The following is an 18,260-nucleotide window of genomic DNA, read 5'->3' as shown; positions in this document are numbered from 1 at the left end:
CGTAAGCACCGGGTATTTCTTACGACATTGATGACTGTTTCCCCTCCTTTCCGAACGCTGGTTTTACTCTCCCTTCTTACGGCCGGAGCCGTTCACGGTGCGCCGAATTCCTTTATGCATCAGGCACAGAACCCTTTCGATAATGATGGGGATAGTTTGCCCGATCTCGGCATGGCGGCGCCAGCGGACGAGGGGGAAAAGCATCTGGCCGAAATGGCTAAAGCATTTGGTGAAGCCAGCATGACCGATAACGGCCTCACCACCGGCGAGCAGGCGCGACAGTTCGCGTTTGGTCAGGTGCGCGACGCGGTGAGCGGCGAAGTGAACCAGCAGATTGAGTCCTGGCTTTCGCCCTGGGGGAACGCCAGCGTGAATTTACTGGTGGATAACGACGGCAAATTTAACGGCAGCAGCGGGAGCTGGTTTATCCCCTGGAATGATACTAACCGCTATCTGAGCTGGAGCCAGCTTGGCCTGACGCAGCAGACGGATGGCCTGGTCAGTAATGCCGGAGTTGGACAGCGCTGGGTCGCCGGGAAATGGCTGCTGGGCTACAACACCTTTTACGATAACCTGCTGGACGAAAACCTGCAGCGTGCCGGGCTGGGGGCGGAAGTGTGGGGGGAAAATCTGCGCCTGTCAGCGAACTATTATCAGCCCTTTGCCGGATGGCGCGAGCGCTCCGACGTTCAGGAGCAGCGCATGGCGCGCGGATACGACGTGACGGCCAACGCCTGGCTGCCGTGGTTCCATCATCTGAATACCAGCGTGAGCTTCGAGCAATACTTTGGCGAAAACGTCGACCTGTTCAACAGTGGAACCGGCTATCGCAATCCTGTGGCAGTGAATCTGGGGCTTAATTATACCCCCGTTCCGCTGGTCACGCTGACCGCCGCGCATAAGCAGGGCGAGAGTGGGGAGAGCCAGGATAACCTCGGGCTGAAGCTCAACTACCGCTTTGGCGTTCCGCTGGCCAAACAGCTTTCGGCCAGTGAAGTCGCCGCCACGCGTTCCCTACGCGGAAGTCGCTATGACTCGCCGGAGCGCAATAGCCTGCCGGTGATGGAGTTCCGTCAGCGGAAAACGCTGTCCGTCTGGCTGGCCACGCCGCCGTGGGATCTGAAAGGGGGCGAGACCGTGATCCTGAAGCTGCAGGTTCGCAGCACGCATGGCATCCGCCAGATCCACTGGCAGGGCGATACTCAGGCGTTGAGTCTGACATCGCCGGCTAAAAGCAACAACAGCGACGGCTGGAGCGTGATTATGCCTGCCTGGGATGGGAGTGAAGCGGCGACTAACCGCTGGCACCTGTCGGCAGTGGTGGAAGATGAAAAAGGCCAGCGCGTCTCGTCCAATGAGATCGTGCTGACCGTGGTGCAGCCGCTGGTCGCGTTGCCTGACAACGACCCGCGCTGGAAGCTGCTGCCGGAGGAGTGATCCTTAGAAAATGCGTTCCTGATGCACCCACACGGCAGCCTCAACGCGGGATTTTAACTTCATTTTCTTCAGCATATGTTTCACGTGCACTTTGACCGTGCTTTCGGTGATATCCAGGCGGCGGGCGATCATTTTGTTCGGCAGCCCCTGGGCAATGAGTTTGAGAATATCGCGCTCGCGCGGCGTTAGCTGGCTGACGTCACGGTCGGAGGTGGCGCGGTTTGCCCGCAGGCTGGCGGCCAGGACCGGCGTTAAGGCCTCGCTGAGCACCATCTCGCCCGCCGCAGCCTGCTGCAGCGCCTTAAGCAGATCTTCCGGCTCCATATCCTTCAGCAGATACCCATCCGCCCCGCGCTTCAGCGCCGTGACCACATCCTCTTCATGGTTCGACACGCTAAAGACGACGATGCGTCCGGAAAGCGATTTTTCCCGCAGCTTGTCGAGAGTTTCCAGGCCGTTCATGCCCGGCATATTCAGATCGAGCAGGATCAGATCGGGATCGAGGGATTCGGCAAGCTCAATGCCCTGTTCGCCGTTGCTGGCTTCGCCAACCACGGTGATATCGGGTGCCATGCTGACCAGCTGTTTCACGCCAGTACGCAGCATCGGATGGTCGTCGATCAACAGGATGGATGCCGGTTCCTGATTAGTCATGGGTTTCTCCTTGAGCAGTTGTGAGCGGTTTTTCGGGAATAAAGGTGACGACAACTTCCGTGCCACCCGTCTCTCTCCGGCGAACCTGGCAATCACCGCGCAGGCTTTGGGCGCGGTCTCGCATAATAATTAAACCGTAGTGGTTCGTTCGTTCGGCATTTTCCGGCACGCCGCGGCCGTTGTCGTGAACCGTCAGCTTCACCTGATTGTTGTGCTGGCTGACGGTGACCGTTACCGCCGTTGCGCCGGCATGCTTGAGCACGTTGCTCAGCGCTTCACGGGCGATCTGCAGTAAATGGATGGCCTGATGGGAGGGGACAAACCGCGGCGGCAGCTGGTAGTCCAGCTTCACCGGGAACCCCAGCCGGGCGCTAAATTCGTGGCAGCTGGACTCCAGCGCCGGACGCAGGCCCGGCTCGGTCAGCTGCAAACGGAAGGTGGTCAGTAGCTCGCGAAGCTGTATCCAGGAGGTATTCAGCTCGTTGCGGATCTGGCTGAGCAGCTGCTTGTTGCTCTCCGGCATCTCCGCATCCTGCATCTGCAGGCAGCTCACCTGCATTTTCATACAGGAGAGCGACTGGGCGATAGAATCGTGAAGCTCGCGGGCGATGGTCGCGCGCTCTTCCATCACGATCAGCTGCTGCTGCTTTTCCTGATGCCTGTCGAGCGCCAGCGTGGCCGTTAGCTGTTCGACAAGCGTATCAACCAGCTGCTGCTGGTCGTGACTCAGGTGACGCCCGGCCGGGAGGGTTGCAAGCAGAATACCGTACTGGGTGTGGCTGTCCGTCAGCCGCCACTTCAGGGTGGTGCCGCTGGAGGTGAGCGGCGGCAGGCCGCGAGGGCAAAGATGGCAGCCTTTGTCATCGCAGGACATATCGGACTGACAGGTAAATTCCTGATGGTTATCTTCATCTTCCACATCGTAGACCCGCAGTTCAAGGTCATGAAGCAGGGTCAGATTTTGCAGGCCGTTCAGCACCGGCGAGAGGCGTTCGCATAGCGGCACCTGCATGTGCAGCCGACGGTTGGCCTGCCACAGGAAGGAGAGGATTTCGTTTTTCTGCTCAAGCCCCGCCGTTTTTTCCTGAACGCGCTGTTCCAGCACCGCGTAGCTCTCGGAGAGTTCAGCCGACATGGTATTGAGTGCCTGGCCGAGCATCGCCATCTCGTTGCGCCCGCTGATGTGCGTGCGCTGGGTAAAATCGCGCGCGGTGACCGCGCGGGCCATCGCCAGCAGCTGTTTCCAGGGATTCAGGAGCCGCGCGCGGAGCCAGACGATGGTGAAGATCAGCAGCAACCCCATAAACAGCGCCATGGCGCGGTGCACCATCACCACCCGGTCGATGCGTAATTCGGTGGTTTGGTCGAAAGCGGAGACCAGCGCATCAATGCGTGAGACGAACCCCGCAACGTCCTGGGCAACAGCCTCTGCACTGCGCGCCTGTTTCAGGCCTGGCTGCAGCTGGGTGTGCCAGTTCCCCTGAAGGGCTTTAAGCTGGGATTGTTGACCGGCGCGAATGGCGGCATTTTCCAGCTCGGGGCTGAACGCCGTGCGCTCCATTTCATCGATCAGGGGCCTGTCATCCTGCGTCAGGGGCACCGACGCCAGTAGGCGATAACTCTGCATGCGTAGCGAGCCTGCCTCATTAATAGCATGCGCATTACCCTGTACTCCCTGTACCAGCCAGCCGGAAATCGCCATGCCCGCCACGCCGATGGCGGTGGACAGCAAAACAATCAGGGCGACCTGATTCACGAGCGTCAGCGGTGATAAACATCTTTTTAACATAGAGTTGGCGTGCTCCTGACGTGGCCTGCTTGCAGGAATGGCGCTATTCTGGTGCATACCCTGGAGTATACCCATACCAATAAAGGATTACCCCTAAATTGCCAACGGAGTAGGGGGAAGGTGGTGGGGGTAGCAATGAACCGTCAGTACCGTGAAAAACCACGTCTTTTTTACCGAATTAGCCTACTCATTAAGGATAACACCTTTTTTTGCGCCGCAAATCCTCCCACTTTTCCTTTGATTTATATCAACTTACCGCCGCCCTAAAACCCTAATGTTTGCAGCATCATTCGAGAATCAGAGGTGTCTATGAGTCACTCATCCGCTCCCGAAAGGGAAAATGGTGCCGTTATTACAGACTGGCGTCCAGAGGATCCGGCGTTCTGGCAACAGCGCGGCCATCGTGTAGCAAGCCGGAATCTGTGGATTTCCGTGCCATGTTTGTTATTAGCGTTTTGCGTATGGATGTTGTTTAGTGCGGTGGCGGTCAACCTGCCAAAAGTTGGGTTTACGTTTACGACCGATCAGCTGTTTATGCTGACCGCGCTGCCGTCGCTGTCAGGCGCGCTGCTGCGTGTACCCTACGCGTTTATGGTGCCGGTCTTTGGCGGTCGTCGCTGGACGGCGTTCAGTACGGGCATCATGATCGTCCCTTGCGTGTGGCTCGGCTTCGCGGTGCAGGATACCTCCACGCCGTTCAGCGTGTTCGTGATTATCTCCCTGCTGTGCGGCTTTGCGGGCGCGAACTTCGCCTCCAGCATGGCGAACATCAGCTTCTTCTTCCCGAAAGCGAAGCAGGGCGGTGCGCTGGGCATTAACGGCGGTCTGGGGAATATGGGCGTCAGCGTGATGCAGCTGATTGCTCCGCTGGCGATCTCGGTCTCCATTTTTGCGGCCTTTGGCGGCGGTGGCGTTGAGCAGGCGGATGGCTCTTCCCTGTACCTGCAAAATGCAGCCTGGATTTGGGTACCGTTCCTGGTGGTCTTTACCCTCGCAGCCTGGTTCTTTATGAATGACCTGTCCGCGTCGAAGGCGTCGCTGAGCGAACAGCTGCCGGTGTTGAAGCGTGGTCACCTGTGGGTGATGGCGCTGCTGTATCTGGCAACCTTCGGTTCGTTCATCGGTTTCTCTGCGGGCTTCGCGATGCTGTCGAAAACCCAGTTCCCGGAAATTCAGATCCTGCACTTTGCCTTCTTCGGACCGTTTATTGGTGCGCTGGCGCGTTCGCTGGGCGGCATGGTGTCTGACCGCCTGGGCGGTACCCGCGTGACCCTGGTTAACTTCGTCATGATGGCGGTCTTCTGTGCGCTGCTGTTCCTCACGCTGCCCGTCGACGGACAGGGCGGTAACTTCATCGCCTTCTTCGGCGTGTTTATGGTGCTGTTCCTGACGGCCGGGCTGGGGAGTGCCTCTACCTTCCAGATGATCTCCGTTATTTTCCGTAAGCTGACCATGGACCGCGTAAAAGCGCAGGGTGGAAGCGAAGAGCAGGCGATGCGCGAAGCGGCGACGGATACGGCTGCGGCACTGGGTTTTATCTCTGCCATCGGCGCGATTGGCGGCTTCTTTATCCCGAAAGCGTTCGGTATCTCTCTGGACCTGACCGGCTCTCCGGCGGGTGCAATGAAAGTCTTCCTCGTCTTCTATATCGCCTGCGTCGCGATCACGTGGCTGGTATATGGCCGTAATACCAAGAAAAATAAGTAAGTGTGATTATCCGTTTACGCGGCCTTCGGGCCGCGTTTTTTTGGGCTGGAAATAGTTACAACATACTGATGGGTTAGCAGCAAAAGCCCGCAGGTAACATTGTGATCGCCATCGCTTTGCAGGGCGCTCTACCCCTTAATACCTGAGATGTTAAATTTCACCCTGCCTTTTGTACGATAAAATAAAAATAACGATATATTTCATGTTGATACGCAATTGATAAAGATACCGCTTTGGTGGTATTTGGTATAACCCCTCGCCAGAAAGTCCCTCGTCGTCTTGATCGTTATCAATTCTCCCCCTCTTTCAGGGCGTTACCTTCGCTGCAAATCAGCAATGTCGATTTAGAGAGCCACAGGCTCCACACAGGAGATACCCGATGAGCAAATTTTTGGACCGGTTTCGCTACTTCAAACAGAAGGGTGAAACGTTTGCCGATGGGCACGGCCAGGTTCTGGATACCAACCGGGACTGGGAAGACGGTTACCGCCAGCGCTGGCAGCATGACAAAGTCGTCCGTTCAACCCACGGCGTGAACTGCACTGGCTCATGTAGCTGGAAGATATTCGTTAAAAACGGTCTGGTGACCTGGGAAATGCAGCAGACCGACTATCCGCGCACCCGCCCTGATATGCCAAACCACGAACCGCGTGGCTGCCCGCGTGGCGCCAGCTACTCCTGGTATCTCTACAGCGCTAACCGTCTCAAATACCCTCTGATGCGCAAGCGCCTGATGAAAATGTGGCGTGAAGCGAAGGTGCAGCACAGCGATCCGGTTGATGCCTGGGCGTCTATTATCGAAGACGCGGACAAAGCGAAAAGCTTTAAGCAGGCCCGCGGCCGCGGTGGTTTTGTACGTTCTTCCTGGAAAGAGGTGAACGAGCTGATTGCCGCTTCCAACGTCTACACCGTCAAAACCTATGGTCCGGACCGCGTGGCGGGCTTCTCGCCCATCCCGGCGATGTCGATGGTCTCTTACGCCTCCGGCGCACGCTACCTGTCGCTTATCGGCGGTACCTGTCTGAGCTTCTACGACTGGTACTGCGACCTGCCGCCTGCGTCTCCGCAGACCTGGGGCGAGCAGACCGACGTGCCGGAATCCGCTGACTGGTACAACTCCAGCTACATTATCGCCTGGGGCTCTAACGTGCCTCAGACCCGTACGCCGGACGCGCACTTCTTTACCGAAGTGCGTTACAAAGGCACCAAAACCGTGGCGGTAACCCCGGACTACGCGGAAATCGCCAAGCTGTGCGATCTGTGGCTGGCACCGAAACAGGGTACCGATGCCGCGATGGCGATGGCGATGGGCCACGTCATGCTGCGTGAGTTCCACCTTGATAAGCCAAGCCAGTACTTCACCGACTACGTCCGCCGCTACACCGACATGCCGATGCTGGTCATGCTGGAAGAGCGTGAGGGTTACTATGCTGCTGGCCGCACGCTGCGCGCTGCCGATCTGGTGGACGCCCTGGGGCAGGAAAATAATCCTGAGTGGAAAACCGTCGCGTATAACAGCAACGGCGAGCTGGTGGCGCCAAACGGCTCTATTGGCTTCCGCTGGGGCGAGAAGGGCAAGTGGAACCTTGAGCAACGCAATGGCACAACCGGTGAAGAGACTGAACTGCGCCTGAGCATGCTGGGTAGCCAGGACGAGATCGCCGAGGTTGGCTTCCCGTATTTTGGCGGTGAAGGTTCCGAGCACTTCAACAAGGTCGAGCTGCAGAACATCCTGATGCATAAGCTGCCGGTAAAACGCCTGCAGCTGGCCGACGGGTCTACCGTGCTGGTCACTACCGTTTATGACCTGACCATGGCGAACTATGGTCTGGAACGCGGTCTGGGCGATGAAAACTGCGCAACCAGCTATGACGACGTGAAGGCCTATACCCCGGCATGGGCGGAACAGATCACCGGCGTTCCTCGCGGGCATATTACCCGTATCGCACGTGAATTCGCTGAAAACGCCGACAAGACCCACGGCCGTTCGATGATTATCGTCGGTGCGGGTCTGAACCACTGGTATCACCTCGACATGAACTACCGTGGCCTGATCAACATGCTGATCTTCTGCGGCTGCGTCGGTCAGAGTGGCGGCGGCTGGGCGCACTACGTGGGCCAGGAAAAACTGCGTCCGCAGACCGGCTGGCAGCCGCTGGCGTTTGCCCTCGACTGGCAGCGTCCGGCACGCCACATGAACAGCACCTCTTATTTCTATAACCACTCCAGCCAGTGGCGCTATGAAACGGTCACCGCGCAGGAACTGCTGTCGCCGATGGCGGATAAATCCCGCTACAGCGGCCACCTGATTGACTTCAACGTGCGCGCAGAGCGCATGGGCTGGCTGCCGTCTGCGCCTCAGCTGGGTACTAACCCGCTGCGCATCGCGGAAGAGGCGAAGAAGGCGGGCATGTCCCCGGTGGATTACACCGTTAAATCCCTCAAGGACGGCTCAATCCGTTTCGCGGCAGAACAGCCGGAAAACGGTAAAAACCATCCGCGTAACCTGTTCATCTGGCGCTCCAACCTGCTGGGCTCGTCCGGTAAAGGCCACGAGTACATGCTGAAATACCTGCTCGGTACCGAAAACGGTATCCAGGGTAAAGATCTCGGCAAGCAGGGCGGCGTGAAGCCGGAAGAGGTGGAGTGGAAAGACAACGGTCTCGACGGCAAGCTGGATCTGGTAGTGACGCTCGACTTCCGTCTGTCCAGCACCTGCCTGTACTCCGACATTGTGTTGCCAACCGCGACCTGGTACGAAAAAGACGACATGAATACTTCGGATATGCATCCGTTTATTCATCCACTTTCTGCGGCCGTTGATCCGGCGTGGGAATCGAAAAGCGACTGGGATATCTACAAGGACATCGCGAAGAAATTCTCTGAAGTCTGCGTGGGGCACCTCGGCAAAGAGACCGACGTGGTGACGCTGCCTATCCAGCACGACTCCGCCGCCGAACTGGCGCAGCCGCTGGACGTGAAGGACTGGAAAAAAGGCGAATGCGACCTGATCCCGGGCGTGACCGCACCGCACATTATTCCGGTTGAACGTGATTACCCGGCAACGTACGAGCGCTTTACCTCTATCGGCCCATTGATGGAGAAAATCGGTAACGGCGGGAAAGGGATTGCCTGGAACACCCAGAGCGAAATGGATCTGCTGCGCAAGCTCAACTACACCAAAGCGGACGGCCCGGCGAAAGGCCAGCCAATGCTGAACACGGCGATTGATGCGGCAGAGATGATCCTGACCCTGGCACCGGAAACCAACGGCCACGTTGCGGTGAAAGCCTGGGCGGCGCTGAGCGAGTTCACCGGTCGCGACCATACGCACCTGGCGACGAATAAAGAGGAAGAGAAAATCCGCTTCCGCGATATTCAGGCGCAGCCGCGCAAGATTATCTCCAGCCCGACCTGGTCTGGCCTTGAAGATGAACATGTGTCTTACAACGCCGGCTACACCAACGTTCACGAGCTGATCCCATGGCGTACCCTGTCCGGCCGTCAGTCGCTGTATCAGGATCACCAGTGGATGCGCGACTTCGGTGAAAGCCTGCTGGTTTACCGTCCGCCAATCGACACCCGCTCCGTGAAAGCCGTGATGGGTGCGAAATCGAACGGTAACCCTGAGAAGGCGCTGAACTTCCTGACGCCGCACCAGAAGTGGGGTATCCACTCCACCTACAGCGACAACCTGCTGATGCTGACCCTGTCGCGCGGCGGTCCGATTGTCTGGATGAGCGAGGCGGACGCCAAAGATCTGGGTATTGAAGATAACGACTGGATTGAAGTGTTCAACAGCAACGGTGCCCTGACGGCGCGTGCGGTGGTGAGCCAGCGCGTACCGGCCGGTATGACCATGATGTACCACGCGCAGGAACGTATCGTTAACCTGCCGGGTTCAGAAATCACCGAGCAGCGCGGCGGGATCCACAACTCCGTGACCCGTATTACGCCGAAGCCGACCCATATGATCGGCGGCTATGCGCAGCTGGCCTACGGCTTTAACTACTACGGCACCGTAGGATCGAACCGCGATGAGTTCGTGGTGGTACGTAAGATGAAGAATATTAACTGGTTAGACGGCGAAGGTAATGACCAGGTACAGGAGAGCGTAAAATGAAAATTCGTTCACAAGTCGGCATGGTGCTGAATCTGGATAAATGCATCGGCTGTCATACCTGCTCGGTCACCTGTAAAAACGTCTGGACCAGCCGTGAAGGTATGGAATACGCCTGGTTCAACAACGTGGAAAGTAAGCCGGGCACCGGCTTCCCGACCGACTGGGAAAACCAGGAGAAGTGGAAGGGCGGCTGGATCCGTAAAATCAACGGCAAGCTGCAGCCGCGCATGGGTAACCGTGCGATGCTGCTCGGTAAAATTTTCGCTAACCCGCATCTGCCGGGTATCGACGATTACTACGAGCCGTTTGACTACGACTACCAGAACCTGCACAACGCGCCGGAAAGCAAACACCAGCCGATCGCCCGTCCTCGCTCGCTGATCACCGGGAAGCGCATGGACAAGATCGCCAGCGGTCCAAACTGGGAAGAGATTCTGGGCGGCGAGTTCGAAAAACGCGCCAAAGACCAGAACTTCGAGAACATGCAGAAGGCGATGTACGGCCAGTTCGAAAACACCTTCATGATGTATCTGCCGCGCCTGTGCGAGCACTGCCTCAACCCGGCGTGCGTGGCGACCTGCCCGAGCGGCGCCATCTACAAGCGTGAAGAAGACGGTATCGTCCTGATCGACCAGGACAAGTGCCGCGGCTGGCGTATGTGCATCACCGGTTGCCCGTACAAAAAAATCTACTTCAACTGGAAGAGCGGCAAGTCTGAGAAGTGCATCTTCTGCTACCCGCGTATTGAAGCCGGTATGCCGACCGTCTGCTCCGAGAGCTGCGTAGGCCGCATCCGCTACCTCGGCGTGCTGCTGTATGACGCGGACGCGATTGAAAATGCCGCGAGCACCGAGCACGAGAAAGATCTGTATCAGCGTCAGCTGGACGTGTTCCTCGATCCGAACGATCCGAAAGTGATTGAGCAGGCGCTGAAGGACGGCATTCCGCAGAGCGTGATCGACGCCGCGCAGCAGTCTCCGGTGTACAAAATGGCGATGGACTGGAAGCTGGCCCTGCCGCTGCATCCGGAATACCGCACGCTGCCGATGGTCTGGTACGTGCCGCCTCTGTCGCCGATTCAGTCAGCCGCGGATGCGGGCGAGCTGGGCAGCAACGGCATTCTGCCGGACGTGGAAAGCCTGCGTATCCCGGTTCAGTACCTGGCGAACCTGCTGACCGCAGGCGATACCCAGCCGGTACTGCTGGCGCTGAAACGTATGCTGGCGATGCGCCACTTCAAACGTGCCGAAACCGTGGACGGCGTGACCGATACCCGCGCGCTGGAAGAGGTTGGTCTGACCGAAGCGCAGGCGCAGGAGATGTACCGCTACCTGGCGATTGCCAACTACGAAGACCGTTTCGTGGTGCCGAGCAGCCACCGTGAGCTGGCCCGCGAAGCGTTCCCGGAGAAAAATGGCTGTGGCTTTACCTTTGGCGACGGCTGCCACGGGTCAGACAGTAAATTCAACCTGTTCAACAGCCGCCGCATCGACGCCATGGATGTGACCAGTAAAACGGAGCCGCACTCATGATTGAACTCGTCATTGTTTCGCGTCTGCTCGAGTACCCGGATGCTGCGCTTGCGCAGCATCAGCAGGAACTCTTTGATGCACTCGCGTCATCTGAAAACCTGGATAAAGAGGATGCCCAGCGGCTTGGCGTTTTCCTCCGCGACCTGTTAGCGCGCGACCTTCTCGATGCACAGGCAGACTACAGCCAGCTGTTTGACCGCGGTCGTGCAACCTCGTTGCTACTGTTTGAACACGTTCACGGTGAGTCCCGCGACCGCGGTCAGGCGATGGTTGACCTGATGGCGCAGTACGAGCAGCACGGTCTGCAGCTCGACAGCCGCGAGCTGCCGGACCACCTGCCGCTCTATCTGGAATATCTGGCGCAGCTGCCGAAAGAGGAGGCGCTGGGTGGTTTGCAGGACATCGCGCCGATCCTTGCGCTGCTCGGCGCGCGGCTTCAGCAGCGCGAGAGCCGCTACGCGGTGCTGTTCGATCTGCTGGTGAAGCTGGCCAACGCATCTGTAGACAGTGAAAAAGTGGCGGAGAAAATCGCCGATGAAGCCCGCGACGATACCCCGCAAGCGTTGGATGCCGTCTGGGAAGAAGAACAGGTGAAATTCTTTGCTGACCAGAACTGCGGCGAGTCTGAAATCTCTGCTCACCAGCGTCGTTTTGCTGGAGCGGTTGCCCCGCAATATTTGAATATCTCTAACGGAGGACAGCAATAATGCACTTCCTGAATATGTTCTTCTTTGACATCTACCCGTATATCGCGGGCACCGTGTTCCTGGTGGGAAGCTGGCTGCGTTATGACTACGGCCAGTATACCTGGCGCGCTGCCTCCAGCCAGATGCTGGATCGTAAAGGGATGCATGTGGGCTCTAACCTGTTCCACATCGGTATTCTGGGGATTTTTGCCGGTCACTTCCTCGGGATGCTGACGCCGCACTGGATGTACGAAGCGTGGCTGCCGATTGAGGTGAAGCAGAAGATGGCGATGATCGCCGGCGGTGCCTGCGGCGTGATGACTCTGGTTGGTGGCCTGCTGCTGCTTAAGCGTCGTCTATTCAGCCCGCGTGTGCGTGCAACCACGACCGGGGCGGATATCCTGATCCTCTCTCTGCTGATGGTGCAGTGCGCGTTGGGTCTGCTGACCATTCCGTTTTCTGCGCAGCATATGGACGGCAGCGAAATGATGAAGCTGGTCGGCTGGGCGCAGTCCGTTGTCACCTTCCACGGTGGAGCGTCTGCGCACCTGGACGGCGTGGCGTTTATCTTCCGCGTCCATCTGGTGCTGGGTATGACGCTGTTTGTGCTGTTCCCGTTCTCTCGTCTGGTGCATATCTGGAGCGCGCCGGTGGAGTACCTGACGCGCAAATACCAGATTGTACGCGCCCGTCGCTAATTTGCCGTTTTGATACCAACCCCGCACTCGCGGGGTTTTTTATCGCCCCAGCCCAGGTTATTGCCAGCCGCAGCAAACAATATCAGTGCGCCGCCCGCCAGCTGCGTCAGGTTCAGCGAGTGTCCGAATACCAGATTATCGACAATAATCGCTACCACCGGATAGATAAACGACAGCGAGCCGGTAATGGGCGTAGGCAGCTTCTGAATCGCGCTATAGAGCAGCTGGTACATGATGCCGGTATGGACGATGCCCAGCGTCAGCAGGATCGGCCAGGGGAAATCAGCGGAAAATGACGGCATGCGGGCAAACGGCAGAAGCATCACTACGCCGGTCAGTACCTGAATAAAGGCAATATGCTGCGGCGCTATGGACCTGAGTTTGCGGGCAATAATGGCCGTGACCGCGTAGAAGAACGCCGCGGCCATCGCCAGGCCGATTCCGGCAAGCCATTCGCTGCCATGCGCACCGGTCAGCTCGCTGGAGAGCAATATCACCACGCCGCCGAAGGCGAGGAACAGCCAGCCCCATTTCACCAGGCTGACGCGTTCGCCTAAAAACATCCCCATCAAGACCAGCATAAACGGCTGGGTGTTATAGACCACGGTAGAAAGACCAATAGAGATCCGTTCATAGGCGGCGAAGAGCAGCAGCCAGTTCACCACGAGCGCCACGCCGCCGAGAATAGCCAACAGCAGTGTGGTGCGGGTGAGGGGACTAAAAGGCTTTTGACTGACCCGGATAAAAATAAAAAGCGCCATAGCCCCGATAAGGCAGCGCCAGAACACCACTTCCGTCACAGGCAGACCGGAAAGTAATACAAATGCGCCGATAGAGCCGGAAATTAACATCGCCAGGCTCATCTGCCAGACGCCTTTATGGAAATCACGCATCATCCACCTCCTGATTAATGACGCTATTGTCGAAAATTGCTGACGGGTTTTACAGGGGTGATATAAGGTTGAATACGTTAATGGCTTTTTAAAATTAGGTGAAAACGATGGAATACCTTCTCGATGATATCGACCGACAAATTCTAGCCTGTCTGGTCGAGGATGCGCGCATGTCCCTGAAGGTGCTCAGCGGGCGTATCGGTCTGACGTCACCCAGCACGGCAGAGCGCCTGAAACGGCTGGAAGAGCGTGGCGTGATTCAGGGGTATGGCGCACGGGTGAATCTGGCGGCGCTAGGGTATACGCTGCAGGCGCTGGTGCGCGTGCGGCCTTTGCCTGGGTTGTTGCATAAGGTGGATAAGTACATTCAGGCGATGCCGGAGTGTATTGAGAGCGACAAAGTGACCGGTGAAGACTGTTTTGTTATTCGGCTGGTGGTGCGGTCAATCGAGCAACTGGATGTGTTGCTGGACGGGCTAGCAGAACATGCCCAGTGCAATACGTCGATTGTGAAAAGCTCGCCGGTGAAGCGACGCTTGCCGCCGATGTAGCTGTCTGTTGCCGGGTGGCGGCTGCGCCTTACCCGGCCTACGAAGGTGGACTCGGTTCGATTTTGTTATGATTTTTGGAAGTGATGGTGGTGGGGGAAGGATGACTCGGCGCGTTGCGCCTCGCCCTTCGGGTCGTTGCCTGCGGCAACGCTTTCTCGCTACGCTCGAATCGAACCTTAGTCGAAGCTTCTCATCCTTCCCCGTTACGGAAATGCATGATGCCCGGTGCGAACAGAAAGTTTAGAGTCATTTAAAAGTGATGGTGGTGGGGGAAGGATTCGAACCTTCGAAGTCGATGACGGCAGATTTACAGTCTGCTCCCTTTGGCCGCTCGGGAACCCCACCAGGGGTAATTCAAATTTTGAGGTGATGCTGAGAGATGGTGGTGGGGGAAGGATTCGAACCTTCGAAGTCGATGACGGCAGATTTACAGTCTGCTCCCTTTGGCCGCTCGGGAACCCCACCACGGGGTAATGCTTTTTTACTGGCCTGCTTCCTGCTGGAAGCGGGGCGCATCATATCAAATGAGACGCCCCTGTAAAGCATTCCTTTAGGGAAATGAAGCTGTTTGCCTGCTTTTTATCCGTAAAGGCGCAAAGCTAATCAATTCATTTTCCGAAAGATTAAAGAATGATGGTTCTGTTGCCGTATACGAAGACCCGCTGCGCCAGCACCTGATACAGCGCACGACTCAGCACATTCTTCTCAACGTCACGCCCCGCGCGCATCATATCTTCGGCAGTGTAGGTGTGATCTACATGAATCACGTCCTGCATAATGATTGGACCTTCGTCCAGGTTGTCATTCACGTAGTGCGCGGTCGCACCGATGATCTTCACACCGCGCTCGTACGCCTGATGGTATGGGCGCGCGCCAATAAAGGCCGGCAGGAACGAGTGGTGAATGTTGATGATCTTGTTCGGGAAGCGCGCTACGAAGGATGGCGTCAGCACGCGCATATATTTCGCCAGAACAACGTAGTCCGGATTATGCGCTTCAATGGCCTGCGCCATCAGATCGTCGTGTTCTTCACGGGTATGGCCTTCGTGGCTGACAAGCTCGAACGGAATATCAAAACGTTCGACCAGCGTGCGCAGCGTCTCGTGGTTGCCGATAACGGCAGCAATTTCGACGTCCAGACCGCCATAGTTGGCTTTCATCAGCAGGTCGCCAAGACAGTGTGCTTCCTTGGTCACCAGAATCACGACGCGGCGTCGGCCTGCGGGGGTCAGCTCGCGCACGGAACCTTCCGGCAGCGCGCTGTCCAGATCGGCAAGCAGGGTGGTGTCGTTGAAAATACCTTCCAGTTCGGTACGCATGAAGAAGCGACCGGTACGGTGGTCAACGAACTCGTTGTTCTGCACGATATTCAGTTCATGTTTGTAACAAATGTTGGTAATTCGTGCGATCAGTCCTTTTTGATCGGGACAGATGGTGCGCAGAACTTTACGTTGTAATGATTGCATCGCCGGGAAATCCTGTTTGTATTTGCGAAGTCTGGGTTGTCAGGCAGCTACTGCCCGCAACACTTTTTAAATTTTTTACCTGAACCACATGGGCAGGGATCGTTACGACCAAACTGCGGGCGCGTTCCGTCAATATAATACCATTGCCCGCTTTCCTTTAAGAACCGGGAACGTTCGATAATGGCACCGGGCTTATTATTCTCGGTAAAGCGGGCTACAAAACTGACATAACCTTCATCAATATGATTGCCTGCTGAGGATTCATAGACGGTAAGGCCGAGCCATTGCGTGTTCGCGAACCCGGCTTCGATGTCCTGTCTGAATTCGGCTGCGTGGCAGGACGGGTGCCAGGTTTTGATCAGATAGTCTGCGTCTTTGATCACAAAAGCAGTGTACCGTGAACGCATGAGGTGTGACGGGTCTGGCGCAACCTGATCGCCAGAAAGATATCGCTGGCAACATAGGCTATACTCCAGAGCGCTACCACAAGGGCAGAGTTGAGACACGATTCTCTTCCTGGAACAAAAAAATAAGGGCGTAAAACGCTTCGGGTAGCACTATGTTAACTGAGCTGTTGCATTGACGCTATGTCAGGAATCCAGGGGACGTAAAACAGGGCTAATGAGAAAGGTTAAAATTGGACTGGCGCTGGGCTCAGGTGCAGCCCGGGGATGGTCACACATCGGCGTGATTAATGCTTTAAATCAGATGGGCGTTGACGTCGATATTGTTGCAGGGTGCTCAATAGGATCGCTTGTCGGCTCCGCTTATGCGTGCGGGAAGCTGCCGGAACTCGAGACCTGGGTGCGCTCCTTCAGTTACTGGGACGTGCTGCGTCTGATGGACCTCTCATGGCAGCGCGGTGGGCTGTTGCGCGGCGAGCGCGTCTTTAATCAGTTTCGCCAGGTTATGCCTCTTGAAGACTTCACTGATTGTCACATGCCTTTTGGCGCCGTTGCGACGAATCTCAGCACGGGTCGCGAACTTTGGCTCACCGAAGGGGATATCCATCTTGCTGTGCGTGCCTCCTGCAGTATGCCGGGGTTAATGGCGCCTGTCCCGCATAACGGTTACTGGCTTGTCGATGGTGGCGTCGTTAACCCGGTTCCCATCTCGCTGACGCGTGCAATGGGGGCAGACATCGTCATTGCCGTGGACCTGCAGCATGACGCTCATCTGATGCAACAGGACCTCATGCCGGTCAATCTCCAGAGCGAAGATGCAGAAGGCGAGAAACTGGCCTGGCATGCTCGCCTGCGCGGAAGAATCGGGCGTATGGCCGCGCGACGCTCGGTTGCTGCGCCCACGGCGATAGAAATCATGACCACGTCAATCCAGGTGCTTGAGAATCGCCTTAAGCGCAATCGTATGGCCGGCGATCCGCCAGATATTCTTCTTCAACCTTACTGTCCGCAAATCTCTACCCTTGATTTCCATCGTGCTGAGGCCGCCATCGCAGCGGGCTCGTTAGCCGTCGAAAAGAAAATGGACGAATTGCTACCTTTTGTGCGAACAGCACGTTAAGCACCTTTTTTTGACTACTTCAGCAAAATCTGACAGGCGATAGTGCCGATCGCATGCCACTATTTAGTAACTGTCAGCCAGGGGAGGAACCATGACGCAGCCATTGGCCGGAAAACACATTTTGATTGTTGAAGACGAGCCCGTTTTCCGATCGCTACTGGATTCGTGGTTATCCTCACTGGGGGCAATCACTTCACTGGCTGAAGATGGCATCGACGCGCTGGAAAAAATGATCAGCATTACGCCCGATTTGATGATTTGCGACATTGCGATGCCGCGTATGAATGGACTGAAGCTGGTTGAACATCTGCGTAATGAAGGCAACCAGACGCCGATTCTGGTGATATCTGCCACAGAGAATATGGCTGATATCGCCAAAGCGTTGCGCCTTGGGGTGCAGGATATACTGCTTAAACCGGTCAAGGATCTGAACCGGTTACGGGAAACGGTGTTAGCGTGCCTTTATCCAAATATGTTTAATTCACGGGTAGAGGAAGAAGAGCGCCTTTTCCAGGACTGGGATGCCCTGGTCAGCGATCCGCCTGCCGCGGCGAAACTTTTGCAAGAGCTCCAGCCGCCCGTTCAGCAAACCATTTCACATTGCAGAATAAATTATCGTCAGCTGGTGTCCGCAGACCAGCCTGGACTGGTGCTGGATATTGCACCGCTGTCTGATTCCGATCTTGCGTTTTATTCTCTTGATGTCACCCGCGCGGGGGATAATGGTGTCTTAGCGGCGTTACTCCTTCGTGCGCTATTTAATGGTTTACTGCAGGAACAGTTATCACATCAGGGGCAACGGTTGCCGGAGTTAGGCAGTTTGCTCAAACAGGTAAACCAGCTTTTTCGTCAGGCAAATTTACCGGGACAGTTTCCGCTGCTGGTCGGTTATTACCACAGCGGTTTAAAGAATCTTATCCTCGTTTCTGCCGGCCTCAACGCTTCACTGAATACCGGTGAACATCATATTGAGGTGAGTAACGGTGTGCCGCTTGGGACATTGGGAACGGCGTATCTTAATCAAATTAGCCATCGCTGTTCTTCCTGGCAGTGCCAAATTTGGGGTGCCGGGGGACGACTACGCTTAATGTTGTCCACGGAATAAGCAAATGGATCGTAATTTTAAGATTGCTTTACCTGTGTTTTACGGGGAGTGCTACTATCGCTGCCCAGATTCATGCGTATTTATCCTAATTGATC

The 18,260-nt window shown here is 56.6% G+C and carries 14 protein-coding genes, 2 tRNA genes and 1 other RNA gene; 9 read left to right on the top strand and 8 right to left on the bottom strand.

Annotation, left to right across the window (positions count from 1 at the left end; translation table 11 throughout):
- Positions 1-30: 30 nt before the first annotated feature.
- Entirely contained in the window at positions 31-1,437 is a 1,407-nt protein-coding gene (locus PYW49_RS04735; protein WP_320385812.1) for a YchO/YchP family invasin, read from the top strand.
- 3 nt (positions 1,438-1,440) lie between these two features.
- On the opposite strand, the gene narL is transcribed toward PYW49_RS04735, so the two are convergent.
- Positions 1,441-2,091, bottom strand: coding sequence for a two-component system response regulator NarL (gene narL, locus PYW49_RS04730; RefSeq protein ID WP_008499531.1), 651 nt, complete (start codon positions 2,089-2,091; stop codon positions 1,441-1,443).
- Entirely contained in the window at positions 2,084-3,880 is a 1,797-nt protein-coding gene (gene narX, locus PYW49_RS04725) for a nitrate/nitrite two-component system sensor histidine kinase NarX (protein ID WP_320385811.1), read from the bottom strand. Before narX ends, narL begins: the two co-directional genes overlap by 8 nt.
- Before the next feature lie 309 nt (positions 3,881-4,189).
- Between narX and PYW49_RS04720 the strand changes: the two genes are divergently transcribed.
- The 5 genes from PYW49_RS04720 to narI all read left to right on the top strand — a co-directional run bounded on the left by PYW49_RS04720 (position 4,190) and on the right by narI (position 12,626).
- Positions 4,190-5,587, top strand: a complete 1,398-nt coding sequence (locus PYW49_RS04720; RefSeq protein ID WP_134350572.1) for a NarK family nitrate/nitrite MFS transporter — start codon at positions 4,190-4,192, stop codon at positions 5,585-5,587.
- A gap of 379 nt (positions 5,588-5,966) precedes the next feature.
- Positions 5,967-9,710 carry a nitrate reductase subunit alpha gene (locus tag PYW49_RS04715; protein ID WP_134350571.1) on the top strand — a complete coding sequence of 1,248 codons (3,744 nt, stop codon included), beginning with the start codon at positions 5,967-5,969 and terminating at the stop codon, positions 9,708-9,710.
- Positions 9,707-11,242, top strand: a complete 1,536-nt coding sequence (gene narH / locus PYW49_RS04710; RefSeq protein WP_320385810.1) for a nitrate reductase subunit beta — start codon at positions 9,707-9,709, stop codon at positions 11,240-11,242. Before PYW49_RS04715 ends, narH begins: the two co-directional genes overlap by 4 nt.
- The gene (gene narJ / locus PYW49_RS04705) at positions 11,239-11,949 is read left to right on the top strand and encodes a nitrate reductase molybdenum cofactor assembly chaperone (RefSeq protein WP_320385809.1); all 711 of its coding nucleotides are present in this window, start codon (positions 11,239-11,241) and stop codon (positions 11,947-11,949) included. The genes narH and narJ overlap by 4 nt, the downstream gene beginning before the upstream one ends.
- Positions 11,949-12,626: a respiratory nitrate reductase subunit gamma gene (narI, locus tag PYW49_RS04700; protein WP_134350568.1), complete on the top strand. Its 678-nt coding sequence runs from the start codon at positions 11,949-11,951 to the stop codon at positions 12,624-12,626. The genes narJ and narI overlap by 1 nt, the downstream gene beginning before the upstream one ends.
- Here narI and PYW49_RS04695 read toward each other — a convergent pair.
- The gene (locus tag PYW49_RS04695) at positions 12,623-13,519 is read right to left on the bottom strand and encodes a DMT family transporter (RefSeq protein ID WP_320385846.1); all 897 of its coding nucleotides are present in this window, start codon (positions 13,517-13,519) and stop codon (positions 12,623-12,625) included. The two genes, narI and PYW49_RS04695, sit on opposite strands and share 4 nt — an antisense overlap.
- Positions 13,520-13,626: 107 nt before the next feature.
- On the opposite strand from PYW49_RS04695, the gene PYW49_RS04690 reads away from it, so the two are divergent.
- A complete protein-coding gene (locus tag PYW49_RS04690; protein WP_029740417.1) occupies positions 13,627-14,070 on the top strand; it encodes an Lrp/AsnC family transcriptional regulator in 444 nt (147 codons plus the stop codon).
- A gap of 84 nt (positions 14,071-14,154) precedes the next feature.
- On the opposite strand, the gene PYW49_RS04685 is transcribed toward PYW49_RS04690, so the two are convergent.
- The 5 genes from PYW49_RS04685 to PYW49_RS04665 all read right to left on the bottom strand — a co-directional run bounded on the left by PYW49_RS04685 (position 14,155) and on the right by PYW49_RS04665 (position 16,042).
- A non-coding RNA gene (locus tag PYW49_RS04685) (RtT sRNA) lies at positions 14,155-14,285 on the bottom strand.
- Positions 14,286-14,330: 45 nt separating this feature from the next.
- Positions 14,331-14,415 (bottom strand) — tRNA-Tyr (locus PYW49_RS04680).
- Positions 14,416-14,450: 35 nt separating this feature from the next.
- Positions 14,451-14,535, bottom strand: a tRNA-Tyr gene (locus PYW49_RS04675).
- Between the two features lie 158 nt (positions 14,536-14,693).
- Complete coding sequence (purU, locus tag PYW49_RS04670) at positions 14,694-15,536, bottom strand: formyltetrahydrofolate deformylase (protein WP_023335983.1); 843 nt, start codon at positions 15,534-15,536, stop codon at positions 14,694-14,696.
- Positions 15,537-15,583: 47 nt separating this feature from the next.
- Complete coding sequence (locus PYW49_RS04665) at positions 15,584-16,042, bottom strand: YchJ family protein (RefSeq protein WP_134350567.1); 459 nt, start codon at positions 16,040-16,042, stop codon at positions 15,584-15,586.
- A 115-nt stretch (positions 16,043-16,157) separates the two neighbouring features.
- Between PYW49_RS04665 and rssA the strand changes: the two genes are divergently transcribed.
- Positions 16,158-17,060 (top strand): patatin-like phospholipase RssA, encoded by a 903-nt coding sequence (rssA, locus tag PYW49_RS04660; RefSeq protein ID WP_134350566.1) that lies wholly within the window; start codon positions 16,158-16,160, stop codon positions 17,058-17,060.
- 91 nt (positions 17,061-17,151) lie between these two features.
- Positions 17,152-18,165, top strand: a complete 1,014-nt coding sequence (rssB, locus tag PYW49_RS04655) for a two-component system response regulator RssB (RefSeq protein ID WP_134350565.1) — start codon at positions 17,152-17,154, stop codon at positions 18,163-18,165.
- Positions 18,166-18,260 lie beyond the last annotated feature (95 nt).

Origin of the sequence: Enterobacter chinensis (genome assembly GCF_034008295.1) — a bacterium.
Classification (GTDB): Bacteria; Pseudomonadota; Gammaproteobacteria; order Enterobacterales; family Enterobacteriaceae; genus Enterobacter; species Enterobacter chinensis.
This window is presented reverse-complemented; position numbering and strand designations above follow the sequence as displayed.

Coding starts and splice junctions, on each gene's coding strand:
- PYW49_RS04715 (WP_134350571.1), top strand. CDS start 5,967: ATGAGCAAATTTTTGGACCGGTTTCGCTACTTCAAACAGAAGGGTGAA.
- narL (WP_008499531.1), bottom strand. CDS start 2,091: ATGACTAATCAGGAACCGGCATCCATCCTGTTGATCGACGACCATCCG.
- rssB (WP_134350565.1), top strand. CDS start 17,152: ATGACGCAGCCATTGGCCGGAAAACACATTTTGATTGTTGAAGACGAG.
- PYW49_RS04720 (WP_134350572.1), top strand. CDS start 4,190: ATGAGTCACTCATCCGCTCCCGAAAGGGAAAATGGTGCCGTTATTACA.
- narH (WP_320385810.1), top strand. CDS start 9,707: ATGAAAATTCGTTCACAAGTCGGCATGGTGCTGAATCTGGATAAATGC.
- narX (WP_320385811.1), bottom strand. CDS start 3,880: ATGTTAAAAAGATGTTTATCACCGCTGACGCTCGTGAATCAGGTCGCC.
- purU (WP_023335983.1), bottom strand. CDS start 15,536: ATGCAATCATTACAACGTAAAGTTCTGCGCACCATCTGTCCCGATCAA.
- PYW49_RS04690 (WP_029740417.1), top strand. CDS start 13,627: ATGGAATACCTTCTCGATGATATCGACCGACAAATTCTAGCCTGTCTG.
- narI (WP_134350568.1), top strand. CDS start 11,949: ATGCACTTCCTGAATATGTTCTTCTTTGACATCTACCCGTATATCGCG.
- PYW49_RS04695 (WP_320385846.1), bottom strand. CDS start 13,519: ATGCGTGATTTCCATAAAGGCGTCTGGCAGATGAGCCTGGCGATGTTA.
- PYW49_RS04735 (WP_320385812.1), top strand. CDS start 31: ATGACTGTTTCCCCTCCTTTCCGAACGCTGGTTTTACTCTCCCTTCTT.
- narJ (WP_320385809.1), top strand. CDS start 11,239: ATGATTGAACTCGTCATTGTTTCGCGTCTGCTCGAGTACCCGGATGCT.
- rssA (WP_134350566.1), top strand. CDS start 16,158: ATGAGAAAGGTTAAAATTGGACTGGCGCTGGGCTCAGGTGCAGCCCGG.